Source organism: Grimontia kaedaensis, assembly GCF_023746615.1.
Lineage (GTDB): Bacteria > Pseudomonadota > Gammaproteobacteria > Enterobacterales > Vibrionaceae > Enterovibrio > Enterovibrio kaedaensis.
The window spans coordinates 3148003-3167382 of the sequence record NZ_CP082275.1; the positions used below are offsets into that span (position 1 = coordinate 3148003).

The window sequence follows — 19380 nt, forward strand, 5'->3', positions numbered from 1 at the left end:
GCTTTTCACTAGCCAATTTTAAAATCAATCGCTCCAATAATAGTACTCCCGCAAATCATCAAGCTGTTACAAACCCGAATAAAGAACACTCAAAACCCATCTCTTTTACGGATAGTAAGTAACTATGTTCAATCTCATTAGTAGATATAATGTCGTTATTGATTGAGAGGAATGAACCATGAGAACTATCGCCGACCGTATTCGACACGCCATCGCTTTTGAGGTGATTGGCCTTATTCTCATCGTGAGCATTTTGTCCCTGTTTGGTTTTGATGCGGCGCACACTGGAGCACTGGGTGTGGCCTTCTCCATCCTGGCGACTGGTTGGAACTACATTTATAACCTGTGGTTTGACAAAGCCATGGTGAGATTCACAGGTAAGACTGAGAAGACACAAAAGCATCGTATCCTGCATGCGATACTGCTTGAGCTGGGACTGCTTTGGTTGACGCTGCCTGCTATTGCATGGTGGCTTGACATGAGCCTTTGGCAAGCGATCCTGATGGACATTGGTCTGGTGGCTTTCTACCTGGTTTACGCATACGTCTACAATCTGGCGTACGATAAAGTCTTCCCTATCAATGAAGGGAAGCTAGTCACCCAGTAATCTATCAGACGAAAAAAACCGCCTAATAAGGCGGTTTTTTATTTCAGCTAATCAGTTAGCGAAAGCTACGCGGTGCTGGAATCAAGCTGTGCTTGTTCAACAGACGGTACATAGTCGCACGGGATACACCCAACTCTTTCGCTGCCGCAGACACCTGACCATTGTTGCTTTCCAAAACAGCGAGCAGTGCATCGCGCTCAGATTCTTCACGAATCTTACGAAGACTTTGTTTGTAATCGCCCTGACGCGGCAGATCAAGATGCTCTGCTTCAATCACCAAATTATCTGCTAGCAGTACTGCACGTTTAACCTGGTTAATCAGCTCGCGTACGTTTCCTGGCCAGCTGTAGTTGGTCAGGATTTTGTTGGCTTCTTCAGAGAAGGTACGCGCCTGAGTGTTGTACTGACGTGCAAACTTCAACAGGAAGTGTTCAGCCAGCTCTGGAATATCTGCACTACGCTCTTTCAGCGAAGGCACTGAGATACGAAGAACATTCAGGCGGTAGAACAAATCTTCACGGAACTGGCCTTCAGCAACTGCTTTCTCCAGATCCATGTGTGTTGCCGCAATCACACGCACGTCAATTTCTTTCGAGTATTTGTCGTCGTGTGTTTCCACTGTACCGTCTTGCAGTAAGTGCAGAAGGTTCGCCTGAAGGTTCAATGGCAAGTCGCCGATTTCATCCAGGAACAACGTCCCTTGGTGTGCTTGCTGTACTTTGCCTTCAGTTGTGCCATCGCCAAAGAGCTCATTTTGGATGAGCTTTTCTGGCAGCGCACTACATTTCACTGAAATAAACGGGCCTTTCGCACGGGTTGAGGCGTTATGAATCGCCATACCCACCAGCTCTTTACCTGTACCGCTTTCACCGTTGATTAGCACCGACACATCCGTCGGAGCAACACGACGAACCTGATCGCGCAGCTTCTTCATCACTGACGTTTTACCCAGTAGACCCATGTCACTGTGGTCGCCCAGTTGAGGCCATACGTGGCGCTCAAGCTTCAGCATACCCAGCTGGTGACCGATGGTGCTCATCAGTTGGCTATCTGGAATTGGAGAGGTGAAGTAGTCGATGCAGAAGCTCACGATGAACTGACAAATTGCATCATTGTTGAGTTGATCTTCGCGGATCAGCGCCAACCAGCGAACCTGCTTGTTGCGGTTTACCAGTGATGCGACACCGTTAAGACTGAAATCATCGTGGCTGATGTCCACAATACCAATGCAAGGACCAATGTCCTGAAGGAGAGATTGTGCTGCTCTGAGGTCATAACAGCGGTGACAACGCCAACCTGCTTGTTCCAGTGTTGCCAGCCATGGTTCGTAAGTTCCGCCCACTACGACGAGAGAACTTGGAACCGCCTCAGATCTGAATTGCATACCCATAACGCCTGCCTTTAGTCATCCATTAACGACACGTGTTCAAAATGTTGTGAGTATCATTATATTTTGTAAGACAAGCAGGTCTGTCTCAATGTAGATACAAAGTCCCTCTCGAATCAGCACAGTTCCCAGATCAGACACTTTTGCTGTTCGATTTGCTGACAACATAGGCATCCAGTAGCTGACATAATTATCAGTAATATTAGTAAGATAGACTATTCTACAATGCCTAAAAAAGCCATCAAAATGGCCAACATTTCAAACACTTCTCATTTTTGAGAAATTTGGGATTCTCTATTTAATTTCTTAAATCATAGACTATGACCCGCTTTCGTGAGGTTATCTATTGATAGAGAAAGCAAAAAAACCGCATCCGGTTGAGACACGGTCTTTCAATTAAGGCAAATAGGTATACAACTATCTCACTTCTTCGCCATTGGCGATGACTGTCTCGCGGACTTTGTCTGCAAATTGCAACGCTTTCTGGCATACTTTGTCTTCATTCACAGTCAGGATGTCTCTCTCTTGCATCAGCACGCGACCATCCACAATGGCGTGTTTCACGTTCGATGCATACGCTGAATACACTAATGCGGGATATGGATTGTACATTGGAACCATGTTTGGTGCTTTCGTATCGGTTACGATGATATCTACCAACTTACCTACTTCCAATGAACCTATCTTATCTTCAATATGGAGCGCGCGGGCAGCGCCCATCGTCACCATCTTAACTACCTTGGTTGGCTGCATTGCGTCACGGTCTTAGTACATACAAAAAAACACTGGCATAAGCCAGTGTTTTTGGTGTCTCCGAGACGTCTCAGAAGTCAGTTGGGTTTAGTCTTTCTTCTGGTTCTGTGGACGCATCGCCGGGAACAGAATCACGTCACGGATAGTGTGCGTATTGGTAAACAGCATTGCCAGACGGTCGATACCGATACCTTGACCCGCTGTTGGTGGCAGACCATGTTCCAGTGCAGTGATGTAGTCTGCATCGTAGAACATCGCTTCGTCGTCACCTGCGTCTTTCGCATCAACCTGCGCTTTAAAACGTGCGTCCTGATCTTCTGCGTCGTTCAGCTCCGAGAAGCCGTTCGCCACTTCACGGCCACCGATGAAGAACTCAAAGCGGTCGGTGAAGAACGGATTGTCATCGCTACGGCGCGCCAGAGGAGAAATGTCTGCCGGATAGCCAGTGATGAAAGTTGGCTGGATCAGTTTAGGTTCTGCAGTTTCACCGAAGATTTCTTCCAGCAGCTGACCACAAGTCCAGAATTTCTCAACGTAGATCTCCAGTGACTTCGCAATAGCCACCAGCTTCTCGCGATCCTGAACCTCTTCAACGGTCAGTGCTTGGATATCAGCGTGCTCTGGGTTGTAGTGCTTTATCGCTTCCAGCATGGTCATACGTGCGTATTTACCACCGAATTCCACGGTGTAATCGCCGTATGGCATAGAGGTTTCACCCAGAACTTCAACGGCTACGGTACGCAGCATGTCTTCAGTCAGGTCGATCAGGTCGTTGTAATCTGCGTACGCCATGTAGAACTCAATCATAGTGAATTCTGGGTTGTGGCGTGGAGACAGGCCTTCATTACGGAAGTTACGGTTGATTTCGAATACGCGCTCGAAACCACCAACAACCAGACGCTTCAGGTACAGTTCAGGCGCGATGCGCAAGAACATTTCCTGATCCAGTGCGTTGTGGTGAGTGATAAACGGACGTGCAGAAGCACCACCCGGGATCACTTGCATCATTGGCGTTTCCACTTCCATGAAGTCTTTTGACTCCATGTAACGGCGAATCGCAGAAATCAGCTTAGAGCGCACCTTGAATGCGTTGCGCGAATCTTCGTTCACGATCAGGTCAACGTAACGCTGACGGTAACGCATTTCCTGATCAGTCAGACCGTGGAATTTTTCTGGCAGAGGACGCAGTGCTTTAGTCAGCAGTTGGTACTCTTCCATGTTCACGTAAAGATCGCCTTTACCAGACTTGTGTAGTGCGCCTTTCACACCGATGATGTCACCGATATCCAGACCTTGATATTGCTCTTTCAGCACGTTCTGAACGTCTTTCGCTGCGTACGCCTGAATGCGACCGCTCACGTCCTGAAGTGCCAGGAAAGGACCACGCTTTGCCATCACACGGCCAGCAACGCTGACTTTATGATCCAATGCTTCCAGCTCTTCCTTGCTCTTTTCGCCAAACTCAGCCTGAAGATCAGCCGCTTTGTGCTCACGGCGGAATTCATTTGGGTGGCCGTTTGCATTGCAGCTTTGACGAATGTGGTTCAGTTTTGCACGACGCTCCGCGATCAGCTTGTTTTCGTCTTGTAACTGGTCAGTCATAGTGAACCTTTGAATTAACTTAAAAAATTACAAACCAGATTTCAGGCTGGCTTCAATAAACTTATCGAGATCACCGTCAAGCACCGCTTGGGTGTTACGGTTTTCGATACCGGTACGCAGGTCTTTAATGCGTGAGTCATCCAGAACGTAAGAACGGATCTGGCTACCCCAACCGATGTCAGACTTCGCTGCTTCATTCGCCTGTTTCTCCGCGTTCTGCTTTTGCAGTTCCAGTTCAAACAGTTTTGCGCGAAGCTGCTTCATCGCCTGGTCTTTGTTCTTGTGCTGGCTTCGGTCATTCTGGCACTGCACCACAGTATTGGTTGGTACGTGTGTAATACGCACCGCTGATTCAGTGGTGTTAACGTGCTGACCGCCCGCGCCCGACGCACGGTATACGTCGATACGCAGATCAGACGGGTTGATATCGATGTCGATATTTTCGTCCACTTCCGGGTAAATAAACGCAGAAGAGAACGACGTATGACGACGACCGCCTGAATCGAACGGAGACTTACGAACAAGACGGTGAACACCGGTTTCGGTGCGCAGCCAGCCGTAAGCGTATTCGCCGCTGATACGAACGGTTGCTGATTTCAATCCAGCCACATCACCTTCAGACACTTCAATCACTTCGGTCTTGAAGCCTTTTGCGTCAGCCCAGCGCAGGTACATGCGCAGCATCATGGATGTCCAGTCTTGCGCTTCAGTACCGCCTGAACCTGCTTGCAGGTCGATATAACAATCAGAACCGTCATGATCGCCAGAGAACATACGACGGAATTCCAGCTTCGACAGCTTCTCTTCCAGATCGCTTAGCTCCGGCTCGATTTCATCGAACGTATCCTGATCGTTTTCTTCTACTGCTAATTCCAGCAGTTCGGTGATGTACTCGCCACCCTGATCAAGCTGGTCGATAGTTTCTACTACTGCTTCCAGCGACGCGCGTTCGCGACCCAGCGCTTGAGCGCGCTCAGGTTCGTTCCACACATCAGGTTGTTCGAGTTCGGCATTAACTTCTTCTAGACGCTCTTTCTTGGCGTCATAGTCAAAGATACCCCCTAAGGACATTTGCACGTTCGGCAATGTCCGCTAGGCGGTTTTTGATTGGATTGATTTCAAACATGGTCACTTTTCTGTGTTCGGAATGAGTTTTAACCGCCGAATTCTACAGAATTGCGGACGGAATATACAGAGTGTGATGGGGATCAAAGGAGAAATTTTCAGAGAAAAATGAGAGAAAAGGACCTAGGTCCTACAGTATTTGAACTGTTTGGCTGAGCCTCTGGCTCTTGCTTCTCCTAGCACCTTCTTTTCCTAGGCCCCTAGGACCTGCTCTTCCTTACCTAAACCGCTGCCATATGTTCAACCATCAACTGCACCGTGCGGTTGCCACGGAACTCATTCACATCGAGGCGATAAGCGACCTCGACCATTTGAACAGAAGGATCTGGCCAGCGGTGCAAGTCAATATTGAAGGCGATGGCGTCCACCATTTGTCCGCCCATGACAGGTTCCAACATCATTTTCAGGTGTTTTCCGCCCACCAGCTTTTGATGTAGCAACTTGAACTTGCCATCAAACAAAGGTTCAGGGAAGCCTTGCCCCCAAGGACCACCAGAACGCAGCGTTTCAGCCACATCCAGATTGATCTCATTGGAAAGGAGTTCACCGTCTGAAAGCAGTACCCCTTTCAACTCTTCTTCGCTGATGATGTTTTTCACGGCTTCATCGAACAGCTTGGAGAAACGTTCAAAGTCCGCTTCGGCGATCGTCAGACCCGCTGCCATGGCGTGACCGCCGAACTTTTTAATCAGGCCCGGGTTTTGCGTATCAATCACATCCAGGGTGTCACGCATGTGCAGCCCCTGAATAGAACGCGCGGATCCTTTAATGGTGCCTTCACCGCCATCCGCGAAGGCAATCACAGGACGGTGGAACTTGTCTTTAATACGTGATGCGAGGATACCAATCACCCCCTGATGCCATTCGCGCTGGAACAGTGCAAGGCCACAAGGCAGGCTGCTACCTTCACCAAATTGAAGACGCTCACAAATCGCCATCGCCTCTTCTTTCATGCCCTGCTCGATTTCCTTACGGCTTTGGTTCAGGGCATCCAGCTCACTTGCCATCTGGCGCGCAGCTTGAAGGTTTTGACACAGTAAAAGCTCAATACCAAATGACATATCATCCAAGCGGCCTGCCGCATTGATACGTGGCCCCAAGGCAAAGCCGAAGTCACTCGCCACCAGCGTCGTCATATTGCGGTTCGCCACTTCAATCAAGGCCTGAATACCCGGTCGACACTTGCCCGCGCGGATTCGCATCAAACCCTGATGCACCAAAATGCGGTTGTTGGTATCCAGCGATACCACATCGGCCACTGTACCCAATGCGACCAAATCCAACAGTTCCGCCAAGTTCGGCTCAGCCATACCACGCTGGGCAAACCAGCCGTTATCACGAAGATGAGCACGCAGTGCCAACATCAGATAAAACGCTACGCCAACACCTGCCAGCGATTTGGACGGAAAGCCACATTCACTGAGATTCGGGTTCACCATGGCATCAGCATCCGGCAACACTTCGCCCGGTAAGTGGTGGTCAGTCACGACGACTTGAATATCGCGGGCTTTGGCCGCCGCAACCCCTTCAATCGAAGACACACCGTTATCCACGGTCATGATAAGCTCCGCGCCTTTGGCCGCAGCTTGCTCTACCACGTCTGGGCTCAAGCCATAGCCATCGTCAAACCGGTTCGGCACCAGATAATCGACGTTAGTGCAGCCCATCATGCGAAATGCCGTCACTGAGAGCGCCGAGCTCGTTGCGCCATCAGCATCAAAATCCCCTACCACGATAATGCGTCGCCCTTCTGCCATTGCAGTTGCCAGCAGTTCTACGGCGCGTTCAATACCATGCAGTTCGTTGTAATTCAGCAGCCCGCGAGCGCTTCGCTCCAGTTCACCTTCAGAGGTGATACCTCGGTTAGCATAAATACGCTGGAGTAATGGCGGAATTGAAGCAGGAAAAGCAGCATCCTGTGCCGCGTGACGACGTTTAATTTCAATCATGGAGAGAACCTGTGAGTCATCGCTTATACCGATGAGCATTAAGAATGCGGATTGAGCCTCCATTTTAGCGGGTGGTTTTCAAAGCGGAAGACTTTGGAACTGAATGCTGTGAAGACAGAAAGAAAAAAGCGCCATCAAGTCGGCGCTTTTTGAGAAAAAATATTTAACCTTTGAATTTCTGTTCAAGATTCTGCAGCAAACCCTTTGCAGGGAGATAGCCGCCCAAAAGCGTGCCATCTTCAAGCATAATGGCAGGTGTACCCGTCACACCCATTGCGTTGCCCAATGCCATATGGCGACGGACAAGATCCGTGCACTGTTTGCTGTCCTCATCGAAGTTGCGCGCTTTTGCCAGGTTCATAGCGTCCAATTTGTCATCTGCACACCAAATGGCACTCATTTGGCCGATGTTTGGGGAACGCTCCCCCGAGCGAGGGAATGCCAGATAACGAACGGTAATCCCCAGATCGTTGTATTCCTTCATTTCACTGTGGAGCTTCATGCAGTAACCACAAGTGGTATCTGTAAACACGTTAACCACGTATTTCTCGTCTTTCGCCGGATAGACAATCAGTTCTTTTTCAACATCCGCTTCTTCAAACAGCTTTTTATTACGCTTCGCCTGAGTGATTTCAGTCAGGTTGATAGATTCCGTTGGCGTGGTATGGAAAAGCTGGCCGTAAATAAAGTAAGAGCCATCTTTATTGGCGTAAACTACGCCACCATTCGTCACGACTTCGTAAAGGCCTTCAACCGGCGCTTTTTCAATAGTTTCAACATTCAGGCGGTATTTAGCCAGTACATCAGCAATTGCTGCTTTATCTGCTCCATTAGCAGCCTGTGCGCCAAAAGACAACATAACAGAGGCAATCAGAGTACGCGCCATCAGTTGTTTAAAATTCATAGTGTTCAGATCCTGAAAAATGGGTTTGCGGGCAAACTATCACTCACTCAGACCGGACAGTGACGAAATAAATCCCAAGTGCGATAAAAAAACGCCCGTTCGTCTCATTATGCCCGAGGATGGTGCTCCTGATGCAACTGTTTTAATCGCTCAGTCGCGACGTGAGTATAAATTTGCGTGGTCGACAGGTCACTGTGCCCCAACAACATTTGCACTACACGTAAATCTGCACCGTGGTTCAGCAGGTGCGTTGCAAAAGCATGGCGCAAAACGTGTGGCGAAAGCATGTCACCATCAATGCCTGCCAGCGCCGCATAAAATTTAATGCGGTGCCAGAAAGTCTGACGGGTCATCATCCGGGCGCGGCGACTAGGGAAAAACACATCCGAGCTTTGCTCACCGAGCAATGCAGGGCGACTGTGCGCCATATAACGCTCCAGCCAGTCAATCGCCGCTTCCCCCATCGGTACCAGACGCTCTTTTCCACCTTTACCAATAACACGCACTACGCCCTGACGCAGGCTGACGTTTTCAGTGGTCAGGCTAATAAGTTCAGTCACGCGAAGACCTGTGGCGTACAGCAACTCCATCATGGCTTTATCGCGAAGCTCGATAGTGTCTTCCACATCCGGCGCATCCAATAGCGCTTCCACCTGCTCTTCCGACAAATCTTTTGGCAGGCGCTTAGGCAATTTGGGGCTGATCAATGTGGCCGTTGGGTCATCTTCACGCTGCTTTTCGCGGTAAAGGTATTGGAAAAGACGACGCATTGCAGAGAGCATACGGGCGCGGCTGCTTTGCTTGTAATCCTGATCAAATAACCAATGCTGATAATCCTGCAGTTTGGACGATGTCACCTTCACCAGAGCCACACTGTCATTATCCAGCCACTGGCAAAGTTTGGTCAGATCGTTTCGATATGAGGCCAGGGTGTTCTCAGATAACCCCCGCTCCATCCACATAGCATCCAAAAACTGCTCTACCAACGCCGCGTTTTGTTCCACGATTCACTCACTTAAGTTCGATTGTTGCTTATCTCAAACTACCTAACCCCCGCATGAATGCAAGGTTTACCCTGATTAAGCAAAACGATTGCATCAAAATACGCCAAATTCTCGTGGTTTACGGGGTAGAGATACAACGCCACGAGGAGTAGAATCCCCACGACGCAACAGCAGGAAAAGCACATGAAAATAGGTTTGTTTTACGGCTCCACTACCTGTTACACCGAAATGGCGGCGGAAAAAATCCGCGATATCCTGGGTGACGACTTGGTGGATATTCACAACATCAAAGAAACGCCGGTTGACCAAATGAATCAGTACGATTTGCTGTTGCTGGGCATTTCCACCTGGGACTTCGGCGAGTTGCAGGAAGACTGGGAAGCGGTGTGGTCACAACTTAATGGCCTGAACCTGCAAGGTAAAGTCGCTGCCCTTTTCGGTCTTGGCGATCAGGAAGGATATGCCGAATGGTACCTTGATGCCATGGGCATGCTACATGATGAACTACTGCCAACCGGCCTGAAATTTATCGGCTACTGGCCAAATGAAGGTTATACCTTTGAAGCATCAAAAGCGCTGACCGAAGATAGTAAACAGTTTGTCGGACTGGCATTGGATGAAGACAGCCAATACGAGCTGAGTGATGAGCGCATCGCTACCTGGTGTGAGCAGGTGTTGGTTGAGTTTCAGGAAACGCTATAGCCCCTGAACTTGCAAGCCGCCTTTCATACATAAAAAAAACCACCGCATCCGGTGGTTTTTTTGTATTCCAATGACTTTGCTTTACGCGTGTGACGTTTCGTCTTTACGCTTACCCGCAAAGCTTACTACTACCAGCGCAATTGCCGTTGGCAGCAGCCATGCCATGCCATAGTCAAACAGTGGCAGCACTTTCAGCGCAGACACATCAACGCCCGCGACTTTCGCCGCATCCAACAGCGCGAACACCAGAGACACACCCAGTACCACGCGGTATGCCAGTTGTGGGTTAGGCATAAAGCGGCGCAGGAACGTCAGAGCAATCAGTGCAATCGCAACCGGGTACAGTGCAAACAGGACAGGAACAGATATGGCGATCAACTGGTTCAGGCCAACGTTCGCTACCACTGCACAAGCAATAGACAGGATAACGACCCATTGACGGTAAGTGATATTGGTCAGAGTACTGAAGTAATCAGAGCACGCTGAAACTAGACCAATAACCGTCGTCAGACACGCCAGTACAATGATGGTCGACAGGATGATTTGACCAGCAGGGCCAAACAGCGCCAACACGTAAGCTGACAGAATCGCACCACCGTTTGCCGCGCCCGGTGCCACCCCCGTCGCTGTCGCACCCAGATAGAACAGAGAAACGTAAACAAATGCCAGACCTGCGGCTGCAATCACACCTGCATAAATCAGGTACTGACAGGTTTTCGCCTGATCAGTCACGCCTTTCTTACGGATAACATCAACAATCAACATACCGAACATCAGTGCGGCGAAGGTATCCATGGTGTTGTAACCCTCAAGGAAACCTGTCGTGAAGGCCTGACCCACATACGCACCCTGCGCTGCCACGATATCGCCTTGTGGGTTCACCACGACTGCAATCGCCAGTACTGCCAGTGCCGCAAACAGCGCAGGCGTCAGCAGCTTACCAATAGTGTCGATAAGCTTGCCTTGAGACAGGGAGAAGAACATTGCGATGGCAAAGAACACCACCGAGAAAAGCGACAATTCGAATTGGCCCGGTGCATTCAGGAAAGGCTTAAAGCCCATCTCATAGGCCACCAAACCCGCACGTGGCGCTGCAAAAGCAGGACCGATAATAATGAAAATCAGCACCGCCATCAGTGTTGCCACTGACGCTGGAAGATCGCGGGTCAGGCCTTTCCAGCCGCCACCGGCCACAGCAACCGCAACGATACCAATAAGAGGAAGGCCTACAGCAGTGGTCAAAAAGCCAAGCATTGCAGAAAAGGTGTGTTCACCAGCCAGAAAGCCCGCCAGAGGAGGAAAAATGATATTTCCGGCCCCGAGGAAAAATGCAAAGGTCATAAACCCTAGCGCGAGTATATCGCTAACCTTTAAACTCTCTTTCACTTCGTACTACCTATGTGTGTTTGCTTAATAATTGTGTAATCAACCGGTTAGCCTTTTGGTTATTTTTACTGCGCAATACCGATTGCGCAGAATAATGACGAAGTTTCACCGCACAGACAATAGAGCATTAAAAAATAGATTATAAATCTATTTTTTAATTATTAATTGGTAATTACAACCAAACATTAACCTTTAAACGATACATATTAAAGATATTAAACGCTATAACCCATAACGTAGCAGTAACATAATTATCTATTTTTTAAGCAGTTATCGACAATGACAACGAGTAGAGATCAAGAGGGTACCGTGAGTAAAGGCTTCAGATTCAAGCAATTTACTGTCGAAGATAGAGGCTGTGGCATGCCCGTCAGCACGGATGGCGTGCTGCTTGGCGCTTGGGCTGAGGCGGGAGAGTCTGATGAAGTGCTCGACATTGGTACGGGCTCTGGCTTATTGGCACTGATGATGGCGCAGCGATTTCCCGCAGTTAAAATCACCGCGCTGGATATCGATGAACACGCCGCCAACACAGCGCAGTTCAATTCAGAACAATCTGCTTGGGCAGATCGGATAAATGTGCTGCATCAGGATATTGACGAGTGGGAAAAACCGCTGCAGTTCAATACTATTATCTGCAATCCCCCTTACTTTAACTCCGGCGAGCAAGCAGGCGATTCTCGGCGAGCCACTGCGCGCCACACCGACACCCTTTCTCACGACACCTTATTAAAAGTGATAAAGACTCGACTTTTACCCAACGGACAGGCGCATTTGATCTTACCTTCAGTGGAGGCTGATGCCTTGCTGGCGAAAGCCAAAGAGTATGGACTTTATTGCCAACGGCTGTTGAACGTACAACCAACCGCCAACAAACCGGTGAGTCGAAAGTTGATGTCGCTATCGAATCAGGAAGAACATGGTTTAGATGCCAAAACCTTGGTGATCCAGGCGGCGGGAGGCTATACAAACGACTTTATTTCGCTCACAAGAGATTTTTACCTCAAGATGTGATGATCGTACTTGAATTAGTCTCTATAATTCGCCCCCTAACTTTGAGTGGAGAAACAACGCGTGCGAACTTTTGCTGAACTAGAACTGGATCCTCAACTGCTACAAGCGCTGGATGACATGAGCTTCGAGCGACCAACAGCGATCCAGGCTGGCGTGATCCCTCATGGTATGGATGGCCGTGATATTTTGGCGTCTGCGCCAACGGGAACAGGGAAAACGGCGGCTTTCGTATTGCCATTGCTGCAACACCTTATTGACTTCCCTCGTCAGAAGCCGGGTCCTGCACGCGCCCTGATCCTGACTCCAACCCGTGAACTGGCCATTCAGGTTGCTGATCAAGCCCGCGCGTTGGCGAAATACACAGATTTAAAGATCATCACCATCACAGGTGGTATCTCGTACCAAGAGCATGCTGAGATTCTGGGGAAAACCCAAGACATCGTGGTTGCGACTCCTGGTCGTCTGATGGAATACATCGAAGCTGAACGCTTTGACTGTCGCGCAATTGAAAGCCTGGTACTGGACGAAGCCGACCGCATGCTGGACATGGGCTTTGGCCCTGCTGTTGATAAACTCTCTACCGAATGTCGCTGGCGCAAACAAAGTATGCTGTTCTCCGCGACGCTGGAAGGTAAAGGCATTGAAGGTTTCAAGAACACCCTGCTGACCGATCCGGTAGAAGTAGAAGCTGAGCCACCACGCCGTGAACGCAAGAAGATCACTCAGTGGTACTACCGCTGTGACGACATGGCGCATAAAAATGCCCTGTTAAAAGCAATTCTGACGGAACAGGCTGAGCGTGCGATCATCTTTGTGAAAACCCGTGAGCGCCTGGCTGCACTGCGTGAATTCCTGACCAAAGAGAAAGTGAATTGTGCATGGCTGCAAGGTGAAATGGCTCAGGCAAAGCGTACTTACGCGATCGAGCGTTTCACCACTGGTGAAATTAATGTTCTGTTAGCGACTGATGTTGCAGCACGTGGTATCGACGTGCCAGACATCGACCACGTCATCAACTTCGACCTGCCACGCAAAGCCGACGTGTACCTGCACCGTATCGGTCGTACCGCCCGCGCGGGTAAGAAAGGTAACGCCATTTCTCTGGTAGAAGCACACGATCAACCAATGATGGACCGTATCTGCCGCTACATGAAAGAAGACGTGAAAGAACGCTATGTTGATGGCATGAAGCCAAAACATAAGAAGCCGGAATTTAAGAAGAAAAAGAAAAAGCTTTCTAACAAAGAAGTAAAAGGAAAAGCTAAGAAAGCGGCGAAGAAATCAGCGAAAAAATCCGCATAATCAAGCTTTTACTGGATTTTCAATTTAATTAACGTTAGAAAAGGAGGCGAAAAGCCTCCTTTTTTATTTGTTTGCGATCAGTCGCAGAGAAATATTCTAGTTTGCTAATGGAGGGCAGACTAAAGATCGGGCTCACAATCCGTCACATTGACAACACAAAATGTTAACAATATGTGTCATTTTCGGATTATCCTGCCGTTTGATAAAAAATCATCTATCCAATATTTTTTATTTGAGGGATCTTGTAATGCAATCTGTTGTTGATTTTTTAAACAGCATTATCTGGAGTCCAGTGCTTATTTACACCTGTTTGGGTGCTGGCCTGTTCTACTCCATCGTAACGCGCTTTGTTCAGGTTCGTCAGTTCAAAGAAATGACTCGCCTGCTGTTCTCTGGCAAAAGTTCTGAGAAAGGTATTTCGTCTTTCCAGGCGCTGGCCGTTTCACTCTCAGGCCGTGTTGGTACCGGTAATATCGCAGGTGTCGCTGCAGCGATCGGTTTCGGTGGTCCGGGTGCCGTTTTCTGGATGTGGGTTGTTGCCTTCCTTGGCGCTGCAACGGCTTACACTGAATCTACCCTTGCGCAAATCTACAAAGAAGAAGACAAAGGTGAATTCCGTGGTGGTCCGGCTTACTACATCGAGAAAGCGATGGGTCAGAAGTGGTACGCATGGATTTTTGCCATCGCAACTATCTTTGCCTGTGGTGTTCTGCTGCCGGGCGTACAGTCAAACAGTATCGGTAACGCCGTTGAAGCCGCATTCGGCTCTGGTGAAATGATTGAAACCGCGATTGGCACCTACAGCCTGGCGAAAATCATCACCGGCACCCTGATCTCCATTTTGCTTGGTTTCATCATTTTTGGTGGCGTGAAGCGAATCGCGAGCTTTACTCAGGTCGTCGTGCCTTTCATGGCTTTGGCTTACATCATCATCGCATTCGTTATCATTGCGCTGAACATCACTGAAATCCCAGGTATCGTTGCGATGATCATTGGCGACGCATTCACCCCTATGGCAGGTGTTGGTGCGGCTATTGGCTGGGGTGTTAAGCGTGGTGTTTACTCAAACGAAGCGGGTCAGGGTACAGGCCCACACGCAGCGGCAGCTGCAAACGTTCAGCACCCTGCGCAACAGGGTCTGGTTCAATCCTTCTCTATCTACATTGATACCCTGCTGGTATGTTCTGCCACCGCGTTTATGATCCTTATCACTGGCGCCTACAACGTTCACGGTGCTGGCGAAGCCTTCATCATCCAAAACGTTGCAGCAGACATTGCTGCGAATGGTCCAGTCTTCACCCAGATGGCAATTGAAAGCACCATGCCGGGTTGGGGCAAACCGTTCATTGCGATTGCATTGTTCTTCTTTGCGTTCACCACGATTCTGGCTTACTACTACATCGCAGAAACCAACGTGGCATACCTGCGCCGTACCATCAAACTTCCAGGCATGATGTTTGTGCTGAAAGTGATTCTGATGGCAGCGGTATTCTACGGCACCGTGAAAACCGCCAACCTCGCGTGGGCGATGGGTGATGTGGGTGTGGGTCTGATGGCTTGGCTGAATATTGTAGGCCTTGTGATCATCTTCTTCCTGAGCAAGCCTGCCCTTAAAGCGCTACATGATTACGAGCGTCAGCAGAAAGAAGGCGTGGAAGAATATACCTTCGATCCTGTGAAGCTTGGCATAAAGAACGCTGACTACTGGGAGCGTCGTCTGGCACGTCGTACTCAAGACAGCGAAGCTTCGGATGAAGTCTCCGGTAAGCCAGTCAATCCAACGGCTTAATCGAGATTATTGAGATACAAAAAAGGTTAGCCTCGGCTAACCTTTTCTTTTTAATGACTTTAAATCGCGATTACTGTTCTTCGCGCTTAAACACCAGTTCCTTGTCGCTCGACTCTTCAGCACAGAACCAGTATCCCGCCGTATCAAACTGCTTTAACGCTTCAACCGAATCAATGCGGTTGTCGATGATGTAACGCGCCATCATGCCGCGTGCTTTCTTAGCGAAGAAGCTGATGACTTTGTACTGGCCGTTTTTCTGGTCTTTGAACACTGGCGTGATGATCTGCCCGTCCAATTGCTTCGGTTTGACTGATTTGAAGTACTCGTTCGATGCGAGGTTCACCAGTACCTTATCGCCCTGCGCGGCCAGTGCCTGATTTAGCTCATCCGTGATGATGTCACCCCAGAACTGATAGAGATTAGTGCCGCGTGGGTTCGCCAGTTTAGTGCCCATTTCCAAGCGGTAAGGCTGCATCAAATCTAGAGGACGCAACAGACCGTATAAACCTGACAACATACGCAGGTGATTCTGCGCCCAGTCAAAGTCCTCTTCACTAAAGGTTTCCGCTTCAAGGCCGGTGTATACATCGCCTTTGAATGCCAAAACCGCAGGACGGGCATTGTCGGTCGTGAACTCCGGCGACCACTCAGCGAAGCGTGCCGCGTTCAAACCTGCAATCTTGTCACTCACCTTCATCAGACTCGAGATATCTGCCGGTGTCAGTTTACGGCATACATCGATCAAAGCTTCAGAGTGCTCGGTCAGCGTCGGTTGCGTGTAACGCTCCGTCGCGAGCGGTGATTGGTAATCCAAGGTTTTTGCCGGAGAAACCACAATCAACATAGTGTCATTCCTTTCAATCTCTTATTAGCGCAAAGAGTAACACCGACCATCAAAAAAGCCACGCGATCAAGCGTGGCTTTTTCCGATAACTGCCATTGATGAAACCGAATGAATTACAGTATAGACGAACGATTTTCCGATTCTGTTACTTGCGGTTTACCCCAAACGCCAGGCTCTATCTGGTTGAGCATGTCAGGGTGATTGCGGCTATTGAATGAAGGCACTTTGCCCTGTTTCACCTGCTGGTTGTAGTCTTTCGCCAGTGTCATCACAGTGCCGGATAGCAGCAGGATTGCAATCATATTGACGATCGCCATCAAGCCCATTGAGGTATCCGCCATGATCCACACCACGGGTAATTCAGCCATCGCACCAAACATCACCATGCCAAGTACCACGCAACGGAACAGGTTCAAACCAGCCTTGTGGTTGTGCTCAAGGAATATCAGGTTAGTTTCCGCATACGAGTAGTTGGCAATGATCGAGGTAAACGCGAAGAAGAAAATCGCGACCGCCACAAAAATGCCACCCCAGTCACCCACTTCGTTAGAAAGCGCACGCTGGGTCAGTTCAATGCCGGTAATTTCACTACCCGGCATGTATTCGCCGGACATCAGGATAATTGCCACGGTGGCTGAACAGATAACGATGGTGTCCACAAACACGCCCAGCATCTGCACATATCCCTGAGACGCAGGGTGTGGCGGGTACGGCGTTGCGCTGGCTGCCGCATTCGGCGCTGAGCCCATGCCCGCCTCGTTGGAAAACAGGCCACGCTTAATGCCTTGCACCATGCCTTGTGCCACTGTGTAGCCCAACGCGCCCGAAGCAGCTTCTTCCAGACCGAAAGCGCTGCGGAAAATCAGTGACAGTACATCAGGCACTTTTTCCAGATTGGTCAGCATGATGTAAATGGCAAGCGCCAGATAAAGGAGTGCCATCACAGGCACAATCAACTCAGCCGTGCGGGCAATTTTTCGAATACCACCAAAAATAACAAAGGCAGCAAGTACTACAAGCACAGCACCAACATGGAGGGGATCAAAGCCAAAAGCGACGTAAGCTGCCTGAGTAATGGAATTAGCCTGTACAGAGTTGAACACTAAGCCAAAGGCGATAATAAGCAGCACGGAGAAGACCACGCCCATCCAGCGCATGCCGAGTCCTTTTTCCATGTAATACGCTGGACCACCACGGAAGTTTCCATCGTCATCACGGGTTTTGTAAAGCTGCGCCAGCGTGCTCTCGGCAAAAGCCGTTGCCATACCCAGCACGGCTATTAACCACATCCAGAAAATCGCACCTGGGCCACCAAGGGTTAACGCAACAGCAATGCCCGCCATATTGCCCGTGCCCACGCGCGCCGCCAAGCTGGTGCACAGTGCCTGAAACGAGGAGATACCCTCTTTGTCTGATTTACGGCTGTTTTTCATCACCTTGAACATGTGCCCAAAGTGACGAATTTGAATAAACCCGAGACGCAGCGTAAAGAAAATACCGCCACCGATCAGAAGATAGATGAGCACCGATCCCCAGATCAGGTCGTTTAAAAAGTTGATGAGACTTACCACGCCTACCTCTCTGTACGCATAAACTGATTCGCAGTGTCGTTGTTCTCCGGTGCGGAGAAAATGCGATTTGATGCGACTGACGCAAGCCTAGCGTCTGCCGATAATGATGCGGGTCTCGTCGGCAAGAAAGCGTCACAAGAACCCCCAAATGTGTCGGTTTTGCGGTAGATCCCGCAAATTGCCGCGAGATGATGCTATCAGTCACGATAAAAATCAATATGAATTGAATTTCATATTAAGTGAACAAAAAATGCCCACACATCAAGACCAAGCGTTTGCGTTACTGCTTTTCCATAACAGGAATAGAACAAGCCATTCACCTTGTCTGGCACCGTTTATGCATTTTATTCAATGTGTGACCAAATTCCCGATTTCCCCGGTCTGTTGCCAAGACAGGGGCTTGGGGAACACCTCCCCACAAGAATTTGATGTTGTAGCTGTAAGACAATCTAAGGCACTGCAACTGCACACATTTTACCCAGCGACGGGATAAAGGTGATTGCGTTCTCATAAAAACTTCACTGAGGTGCAACAAATGAGAAACACTTCAATTTTATTTTGTCGGAGGTTTGATACTTAATTAGCGACCGCAACGGTAAAACGAGGTGAATTTATGGATAGCTTTGCCTTTGATGATGTATTCGATCAAGAGCGACCACAACGCGGTGGACGAACCAAACAAGCAAAACGTAAGTGGAGAGAAATTGAGGCGTTAAAAGACAGACAACGCCTGCGCAAAGAGCTGCAAGATATCGATATGCTCGGTGACTTCAACGACAGCGATTTCGATTTTTAAGTAGCGTACTCACTGGTTTAAATCGTCAATTTACTGACAACATAACATTGGAATTTTAAAGAAAAGGCACCCAACATGGGGTGCCTTTTTTTGTCTTTTTGTCTTGGGTTTATATATGAGCGGCAAGCTCTTTGAACCTGTCTGCCACCTGTTCACCAAACAGCGGATCAATCTCCTCCTCTTCCCACTGTGTCTGGAGGTATTCCCAATCCTAAGCTGTCAGGGTTTGCTCCAACACAGGCAGGATGGTTTTCTCTTTCAAATCCAGATGTTCTTTCTGACAGCCTACAAATCGGTTGAGTTTGTCTGCAAAGAGATCGAGCGGAATGAAAGCGTCCATCAATATCATGTCGACAGTATCCGCAAAGTCCGCGGTTAAACCTGCCAGTGCTTGGTGTTCATCATCCAATCTGGCCACCCCCTCTGAATCAGGGTAATGCTGTAAGTAGTAGTGGTAGATAAGATCTTCTTTTGGATGGTGATACTTTTCAGCGTGCTCTTGCAAGTAGCTGACCGTGTCCTTAATCAGGCTGTAGTTAACAGGCTTTTCCTGCTGAATGGCCGTCAGCTTTTTCGATAGTAGCTTAAGCAGTCGGCTGATGTTCCGGTGATCTCTATGAATGCTGGCTACTAACATAGCTCCTC

Annotated in this window: 16 protein-coding genes and 1 pseudogene; 6 read left to right on the forward strand and 11 right to left on the reverse strand. The window is 49.1% G+C overall.

From position 1 onward, the window contains the following. Positions 1 to 178: 178 nt before the first annotated feature. Positions 179 to 607, forward strand: coding sequence for a PACE efflux transporter (locus tag K6Q96_RS14215; RefSeq protein WP_251876549.1), 429 nt, complete (start codon positions 179 to 181; stop codon positions 605 to 607). 55 nt (positions 608 to 662) lie between these two features. On the opposite strand, the gene K6Q96_RS14220 is transcribed toward K6Q96_RS14215, so the two are convergent. The 7 genes and pseudogenes from K6Q96_RS14220 to xerD all read right to left on the reverse strand — a co-directional run bounded on the left by K6Q96_RS14220 (position 663) and on the right by xerD (position 9331). Continuing rightward, positions 663 to 1997: a sigma-54-dependent transcriptional regulator gene (locus tag K6Q96_RS14220; RefSeq protein WP_062667240.1), complete on the reverse strand. Its 1335-nt coding sequence runs from the start codon at positions 1995 to 1997 to the stop codon at positions 663 to 665. A gap of 414 nt (positions 1998 to 2411) precedes the next feature. Next, positions 2412 to 2759, reverse strand: a pseudogene (locus K6Q96_RS14225) (amidohydrolase family protein); the annotation flags it as partial. A 75-nt stretch (positions 2760 to 2834) separates the two neighbouring features. Beyond that, positions 2835 to 4349, reverse strand: a complete 1515-nt coding sequence (gene lysS, locus K6Q96_RS14230; protein ID WP_251876550.1) for a lysine--tRNA ligase — start codon at positions 4347 to 4349, stop codon at positions 2835 to 2837. Between the two features lie 27 nt (positions 4350 to 4376). Beyond that, positions 4377 to 5475, reverse strand: a protein-coding gene (gene prfB / locus K6Q96_RS14235; RefSeq protein WP_152442392.1) for a peptide chain release factor 2 whose coding sequence is annotated in 2 segments (ribosomal slippage) — positions 4377 to 5399 and positions 5401 to 5475 — 1098 coding nt in all. Because the reading frame shifts where the segments join, the coding sequence is not laid out codon by codon here. Between the two features lie 220 nt (positions 5476 to 5695). Continuing rightward, positions 5696 to 7423, reverse strand: coding sequence for a single-stranded-DNA-specific exonuclease RecJ (gene recJ, locus K6Q96_RS14240; RefSeq protein ID WP_251876551.1), 1728 nt, complete (start codon positions 7421 to 7423; stop codon positions 5696 to 5698). Between the two features lie 163 nt (positions 7424 to 7586). Next, positions 7587 to 8327: a bifunctional protein-disulfide isomerase/oxidoreductase DsbC gene (dsbC, locus tag K6Q96_RS14245; RefSeq protein WP_251876552.1), complete on the reverse strand. Its 741-nt coding sequence runs from the start codon at positions 8325 to 8327 to the stop codon at positions 7587 to 7589. 107 nt (positions 8328 to 8434) lie between these two features. Then, complete coding sequence (gene xerD, locus K6Q96_RS14250) at positions 8435 to 9331, reverse strand: site-specific tyrosine recombinase XerD (RefSeq protein ID WP_348651399.1); 897 nt, start codon at positions 9329 to 9331, stop codon at positions 8435 to 8437. A 183-nt stretch (positions 9332 to 9514) separates the two neighbouring features. On the opposite strand from xerD, the gene fldB reads away from it, so the two are divergent. Next, positions 9515 to 10033, forward strand: coding sequence for a flavodoxin FldB (gene fldB / locus K6Q96_RS14255; protein ID WP_251876553.1), 519 nt, complete (start codon positions 9515 to 9517; stop codon positions 10031 to 10033). Between the two features lie 81 nt (positions 10034 to 10114). Here the strand turns inward: fldB and brnQ are convergent, their stop codons facing one another. Beyond that, positions 10115 to 11419: a branched-chain amino acid transport system II carrier protein gene (gene brnQ / locus K6Q96_RS14260; protein WP_251876554.1), complete on the reverse strand. Its 1305-nt coding sequence runs from the start codon at positions 11417 to 11419 to the stop codon at positions 10115 to 10117. Positions 11420 to 11698: 279 nt separating this feature from the next. Between brnQ and K6Q96_RS14265 the strand changes: the two genes are divergently transcribed. The 3 genes from K6Q96_RS14265 (at position 11699) to K6Q96_RS14275 (ending at position 15524) form a co-directional block, all read left to right on the forward strand. Continuing rightward, the gene (locus tag K6Q96_RS14265) at positions 11699 to 12433 is read left to right on the forward strand and encodes a tRNA1(Val) (adenine(37)-N6)-methyltransferase (protein ID WP_251876555.1); all 735 of its coding nucleotides are present in this window, start codon (positions 11699 to 11701) and stop codon (positions 12431 to 12433) included. A 60-nt stretch (positions 12434 to 12493) separates the two neighbouring features. Next, entirely contained in the window at positions 12494 to 13735 is a 1242-nt protein-coding gene (srmB, locus tag K6Q96_RS14270; RefSeq protein ID WP_251876556.1) for an ATP-dependent RNA helicase SrmB, read from the forward strand. A gap of 247 nt (positions 13736 to 13982) precedes the next feature. Then, entirely contained in the window at positions 13983 to 15524 is a 1542-nt protein-coding gene (locus tag K6Q96_RS14275) for an alanine/glycine:cation symporter family protein (protein ID WP_046303903.1), read from the forward strand. 70 nt (positions 15525 to 15594) lie between these two features. On the opposite strand, the gene yaaA is transcribed toward K6Q96_RS14275, so the two are convergent. Continuing rightward, positions 15595 to 16368 carry a peroxide stress protein YaaA gene (gene yaaA / locus K6Q96_RS14280; RefSeq protein WP_251876557.1) on the reverse strand — a complete coding sequence of 258 codons (774 nt, stop codon included), beginning with the start codon at positions 16366 to 16368 and terminating at the stop codon, positions 15595 to 15597. 113 nt (positions 16369 to 16481) lie between these two features. Next, positions 16482 to 17939, reverse strand: a complete 1458-nt coding sequence (locus tag K6Q96_RS14285) for an alanine/glycine:cation symporter family protein (RefSeq protein WP_251876558.1) — start codon at positions 17937 to 17939, stop codon at positions 16482 to 16484. A 613-nt stretch (positions 17940 to 18552) separates the two neighbouring features. On the opposite strand from K6Q96_RS14285, the gene K6Q96_RS14290 reads away from it, so the two are divergent. Next, a complete protein-coding gene (locus K6Q96_RS14290) occupies positions 18553 to 18735 on the forward strand; it encodes a DUF3545 family protein (protein WP_002540400.1) in 183 nt (60 codons plus the stop codon). Positions 18736 to 18946: 211 nt separating this feature from the next. Here the strand turns inward: K6Q96_RS14290 and K6Q96_RS14295 are convergent, their stop codons facing one another. After that, a complete protein-coding gene (locus tag K6Q96_RS14295) occupies positions 18947 to 19372 on the reverse strand; it encodes a hemerythrin domain-containing protein (protein WP_353621768.1) in 426 nt (141 codons plus the stop codon). Between the last annotated feature and the right edge of the window lie 8 nt (positions 19373 to 19380).